Source organism: Haloferula sp. (assembly GCF_049672945.1).
Lineage (GTDB): Bacteria > Verrucomicrobiota > Verrucomicrobiia > Verrucomicrobiales > Akkermansiaceae > Haloferula.
Map to the genome: position 1 here is coordinate 1 of NZ_JBATWY010000163.1, position 5528 is coordinate 5528.

Sequence of the window (5528 nt, forward strand, 5' to 3'; positions counted from 1 at the left end):
TGGGGTAGCTTGAAGCACTGGTGTGGAAGCGCAGTCTGACGGTCTTGCCGGCAAGGCTGGAGAGGTCGGCCTGGAGGCGTTCGTAGTTCGGGGAATTGTAGCCGTTGTTGCGGTTGACGGTGTTGAGTTCGGTCCACGAGACGCCGTTGTTGATCGAGTAATGGAGTCTGAAATAGCCGTAGTTGCTGAGTTCACCGCGGATCCAGAAGGTGGCCTGGACTTTTGATCCGGGAGCGAGGACGAGCGCTTGGTCGAGGACCATGTTGTGCTCGGACTCGGTGACCATGCGCAGGCCGTCGATGCTGCGGGCGGAGTTGGTGCCGTCGATGGCGCTGGCATCGGTGTCGCTGTGCCAGCTGGCGGCGATCCACCGGTTTTGGATGTCGCCTTCGAAGTCCTCTTCCAGAGGCAGGGTGAGCGGGGTGTTGCGGTCGGGGTTTTCCGAGATGGAAAGGGAATCCAGCTTCCACCCTTCGCCGAGTGATGCATCACTGTTGGAAACGACTCGGAAGCGGAGCTTCACGGCTTGCGAGCCAACCCAACGAGCGAGGTCGATGCGTTGCTGGCGCCAGTCGGCGTGATCGCCTTCGTAAATGCCGTAGACGTTGATGCTCGGATAGCCCGTGGCGGAGATTTCGAGACGCACCCAGTCACCGGTACCGAGTTCGAGCTTGTCCCAGAATGTCAGAACAGGCCACTCGGTATCGCTCAGATCAACTGAGGTTTCGATCCAGGTGTTCTGATCGGGGAGATAGGATGAAGCGGGTGAGTCAGACAGAGATCGGCTGCCACTTTGGGCATCTTCGTCGCTGGCAGCCCATGTGCTGGCACCGGCACTGGCACCGACCACCCAGTTTGCGAGCGGATTTTCAAAGTCTTCCATCCACGGTGCCGGATTGCTGAGCGTGTGAACGGATAGCTCAAGTGGCGATGGCGCCGAGTAGGCTTGGTAGCTCGTGACGGCGAAGACGCGGTAGAAGTAGTCGGTATTTAAGGATAGGCCCATGTCGACGAAGGTCATGGGGCTGCCTGCGGCCACTTCGCCGGCGATGGTCGATTGAAGTCCGACACCGGTGGTGGCGGAGCGCGTGACCAGGTATCGAACGACTTGGGGGTGGTTGCTTGCAGTCCAACTGATACGAACAGATGACGATGCGATCTGGCTGGCGAGCGGGGTATTGATGGCGTCCGGTGATTCGGCGATGGAGATGTCGTCAAGGTGCCACCCATCCGCCACATCCGAGGCGTTGGTGGTCAGACGAAAGCGGACGAGCACCGCGGGTTCCTTGTAGGAGGTCAGCGACAAGCCGACGGGCAGCCATTGGTCACCGGCAGAGGCTCCGGTATATGTGGCGAGGGTGCTCCACGAGGTGCCTCCGTTGGTTGATATTTCGACTTGGGCGCTGTCGCCGCTGCCGAGGGCGTATTTGTGAAGAAATGACAGGCTGGGTGAGGTGGCGGCGCTGAGGTCGACCGGAGCGGAAAGGGTGAGGGACTGACCGGGCAGGCTGTTGGCATGGTCCGCACCGGGGGAGTCGGACCAGGCGTGGGTGGCAGAGGATGCGTCTTCCTCACTCAGGGCCCATGGCGCATCGGCCACCCAGGTGGCGGGTCCACCTTCGCCATTGTCGATGAACGGATAGTCCATCCCGGGAAGGGTGAGGGCACTTGCCATGTTGCTTGGTGTGCGCAGGCCGAGCGTGTTTTCGACGAGGATGAAGTAGTGGTAGTGGGTCTTGGGGCTGATGGCTGGATCAGTCCAGGTCACTTGGTTGGGGTCTGTGATGCGGATCAATTCGGCAGCATCCTGCCACGGCGTGTCCGGCTGAAGCGAACGGACGATCACATAGGCGGCAAAGTTCGGATCGCTGGAAGCGCCCCAGCTGAGATCGATGTGATTGCGCCCGATGTCCGCTCCCGAAGGAGCGTTCAAGGTGATGGGAGCCGGAGCTTCGCCGATGACGACATCGTCGATCGTCCAGCCATCGCGAACGACCGTGCTGTCGGTGAAGAGACGGAAGCGTAGCCGCAGGGTGGACTCACCGGCATAGTTCGAGAGGTCGATTTGTATTTTCTCCATCGCCATCTGATCGCCCGTGAAGGAGGCCAGCGGTGGATTCTCCCAAACGAGTCCACCGTCCGTGGAGACTTCGACGAAGCCAAAGTCGTAGTATTGCTCGAGCGAGTAGCTGTGCTGGAATGAAAGCGTGGGCCGGACGGCACCGCTGAGGTCGACATCATCGACCATGCTTGTGGAGGCATTGCTACTATTGAAGTAATAGCTGCCGTGGGAATCGGTCAGGGCGTGAGTGGGTGAGGCGTGGCGTTCGGTGCTGACGCTCCACAGCCCGTTCATCGACCAGGAAGAGCTACCGGATTCAAAATCGTCAACGAAAGGATAAGGACTCGCGCCAACCGATCCGGAAACGGCGAGGGTGATCAGCAGGGACCGAATGGCTCGGATCGCGGACCATGGGGAGCTGAGAGAACGAGTGTGGGGGTGGTTTGACGTTTTCATGGTTCATAATGGGTGGAATCGTGGAGAGAGGAGGCCGGAACGGGGCTCAACGCTGACCAGAAAGGGGTCGCGGAACGGCCAAGGATTTTCGGGTATCCAACTTGTTCTCCCGGGCGGGTTGTCGAAGCCAGCCGAGCGGCTCGAAACCCCGGAGCGGGGGAAGCGACAAGTCCCAGGGTCGGTCTTGTTGCTGCTGCCCGCAGACCGCGAGGCAGACACGTTTTCATCCTATTTTATCCCTACGCTCGGTCGGAGATCCATGCTCATCACGGGCTCCTCAGGACTCCGCATATTATGCTTTCCGAGACTGATGACGGGAAGCACTGGCAAGCCAGATGGTGGGATAAAACAACTCCATCAAGGCACCAATCCATCGAAACCACTGGGAATTTTCTTGTGAAGTGACACTCTTACCTCAGTTGACTCCTTTCCGATCCATTACTGCGCTGCTGCTGGCCTTTCTGGTCGCCGTTCCGCTTTGCTGCTGCTCGCTTGAGGCGGCGGATGCTCCAGCGCGGCAGGCCTGCTGTGCTGGTGGTGAAAATCAGGGAGACGAAAAAGGGCCGCAGGCCTGCGCTTGCAAGTCCAAGGAGCCACGCGATGAGGCGAAGATTTTCGAATTTCGCTTGGACCAGGTCGCGGCGATGGTGCCGACTGTTCAGGATCTTGGATACCTGAGCCAGCCCTTGTTGCAGAGCGAGCCGATGGCTGGCATGTCACATTCCGGCTGCGATCCGCCGAGGCTGCGACTGGCTTGGTATTCCCGCTGGCTTATTTGAAGCCACGCTCGATCTGACCCTCCGGCGTCCCTTTCGGACGTACGGAATGACTGCGTGCTGATGTTCGCAGATTCGTGCCCAACCACCTTGGTGGTCCTCTGGCATTCCTTTTACAAACCACTCAAAAACAACGATTTATCATGAAAACTACTCTTATTCTTAGCTCTTTCGCCCTGCTCTTCAGCGCCTGCAAACCGCAGGAAACGACAACGACCGATGCGTCTGCGGAAGCGCTCGCTGCAAAGCCCTACCCGCTCGATATCTGCGTCGTCTCCGGCGAGAAGCTCGGCTCAATGGGCGATCCCGTGGTGATCACTCACGAAGGCCAGCAGATCAAATTCTGCTGTGACAGCTGCGAACCGAAGTTCAGGAAGGCCCCGGCGAAGTTCTTGAGCAAGCTCGAAGACAAATAATCCTCAGGCTACAGGAGGCATCGGTTGATCCGTGCCGCTTGTGGCCATAGCTTCATCCTTCACTGAAGGCGGCGCGGCATCGTGCGGCCCGGCTTTCACAATAGACACCCCAGGATCGCGCCTTGGTGTTCATGTTGCCGATCTGTCTCGGGGCGATTTTCATACTGCTCTATCTGGACAGCCGTTCGGTGATCAATACCGGCATTATTTTTTCCGGGGTGATGGTCGCCTGGTCCGGGGGGTTTCTGATGCTCTGGCTCTACGGCCAACCGGGCTTCCTTGATTTCGAGATCTTCGGCCACAATGTTGGCCAGCTGTTCAACGTCGGCCCGATCAATCTTTCGACCGCCGTTTGGGTGGGTTTCCTCGCGCTCTTTGGCATCGCCACGGATGATGGGGTCGTGGTTTCCACCTACCTGCGCCAGAAGTTCGATGAGCTGAAGCCGAGCACGATTGCAGAAGTTCGTGCCGCCACGCTGGAGGCCGGACTGCGTCGCGTCCGCCCTTGTTTGATGACCACCGCCACCACCTTGTTGGCTCTGCTTCCCGTAATCACCTCCACCGGTCGCGGCTCCGACCTGATGGTCCCGATGGCGATCCCGATCTTTGGCGGGATGTTCATCGAGCTGATGACCATGTTCATCGTGCCCACGCTCTACTGCCTCTGGCAGGAGCGAAGGCTGGGGAAGCAGGCCTTCGAGATTTGAAGAATCAATACCAAGACCTATCAGCCGGTGCTGGCCGTATTCGAAGTGACTTTTTCCATGGCGCCGACGGCATGCTGGGTCGTGTAGGATGCATTGGATGATGGTGACGGTGCCGTGCCGGGGTGGATCGCGACCCTATTCGAGCTCGGCCATTCGCCGGCTCTTCAAATCGATGGATGTTCGGGCAATCGATGCGATAGGTGGTGGCAATGAGGGAGGAAATTTCATTGATTCTAATGGCTTTGGCGTGTGGCGGCTTCTGTTTGGCGATGGAAGAACCGGTAGTCGAGGAATGGCCGCACTTCCTCGGGCCACACATGAATGCGACGACCCGTGAAAGTCCGTTGCTAGAGAAGTGGCCGGAGGATGGGTTGAAGGTGGTTTGGGAAGTGGAACGGGGTGAGGGCTATGCTGGTCCAGTGATCGCAGACGGCCGTCTGTTCTACTTTCATCACGAAGACCGGAAGGAGACGGTGGAATGCCGCAAGCCGGAAACGGGAGAGCTTGTCTGGACCTATGCCTACCCTGTGGAGTATCAGGACCGTTATGGCTTTAGCTCCGGGCCGCGTTCCAGTGCGGTCGTTGATGACGGGAGGGTCTATGTCGCGGGAGTGACGGCACAGCTGCACTGTCTGAGTGCTGACAAGGGGGAGCTGATCTGGAAGCGGGACCTGCAAAAGGAAGCGAAGGTTCCACAATATTTCTTCGGCTACGGCCCGACACCGGTGGTCTACGAGGACCGATTGATCGTGAATGTCGGAGGAAAGGGAAGGGCGGAAGGACGCGGGGTTTGTGTGGCGGCATTCGACAAGAAAAGTGGTGAGGTCCTTTGGACGGTCGTGGACACGTGGGGTGCTAGCTATGCCTCGCCGGTCGTGGCGACGATCCGCGGAAAGGCCTGCGCGCTGGTGCTGGCAGCGGGTGAGAGCAGGCCGACTCATGGAGGCCTGCTGACAATTGATGTCGAGACCGGCGAGGTCTATGACCGCTTCCCATGGCGATCGAGGAAGTATGAGTCGGTGCTGGCCTCTTCACCATTGGCTATCGACGAGTCGCGCGTCTTCATTTCCGAATGCTATGAACGCGGTGGTGTATTGCTGGAGTACGATGA

General features: G+C 58.8%; 5 protein-coding genes. 4 read left to right on the plus strand and 1 reads right to left on the minus strand.

Going from position 1 to position 5528, the window contains the following annotated elements; all coding sequences use genetic code 11:
* On the minus strand, window positions 1–2518 hold a 2518-nt coding region (locus WBG04_RS14205), incomplete at its 3' end, for a hypothetical protein (protein ID WP_424315110.1).
* A gap of 401 nt (window positions 2519–2919) precedes the next feature.
* Here WBG04_RS14205 and WBG04_RS14210 point away from each other — a divergent pair.
* The 4 genes from WBG04_RS14210 to WBG04_RS14225 form a co-directional block, all read left to right on the plus strand.
* On the plus strand, window positions 2920–3297 hold the full coding sequence (locus tag WBG04_RS14210; RefSeq protein ID WP_424315111.1) for a hypothetical protein: 378 nt from the start codon (window positions 2920–2922) through the stop codon (window positions 3295–3297).
* Window positions 3298–3437: 140 nt separating this feature from the next.
* A complete protein-coding gene (locus WBG04_RS14215) occupies window positions 3438–3710 on the plus strand; it encodes a hypothetical protein (protein ID WP_424315112.1) in 273 nt (90 codons plus the stop codon).
* 131 nt (window positions 3711–3841) lie between these two features.
* Window positions 3842–4417 (plus strand): efflux RND transporter permease subunit, encoded by a 576-nt coding sequence (locus WBG04_RS14220; RefSeq protein ID WP_424315113.1) that lies wholly within the window; start codon window positions 3842–3844, stop codon window positions 4415–4417.
* A 209-nt stretch (window positions 4418–4626) separates the two neighbouring features.
* Window positions 4627–5528, plus strand: a 902-nt coding sequence (locus WBG04_RS14225; RefSeq protein ID WP_424315114.1) for a PQQ-binding-like beta-propeller repeat protein, incomplete at its 3' end; no start/stop codon positions are given.

Coding starts and splice junctions, on each gene's coding strand:
- WBG04_RS14215 (WP_424315112.1), top strand. CDS start 3,438: ATGAAAACTACTCTTATTCTTAGCTCTTTCGCCCTGCTCTTCAGCGCC.
- WBG04_RS14220 (WP_424315113.1), top strand. CDS start 3,842: ATGTTGCCGATCTGTCTCGGGGCGATTTTCATACTGCTCTATCTGGAC.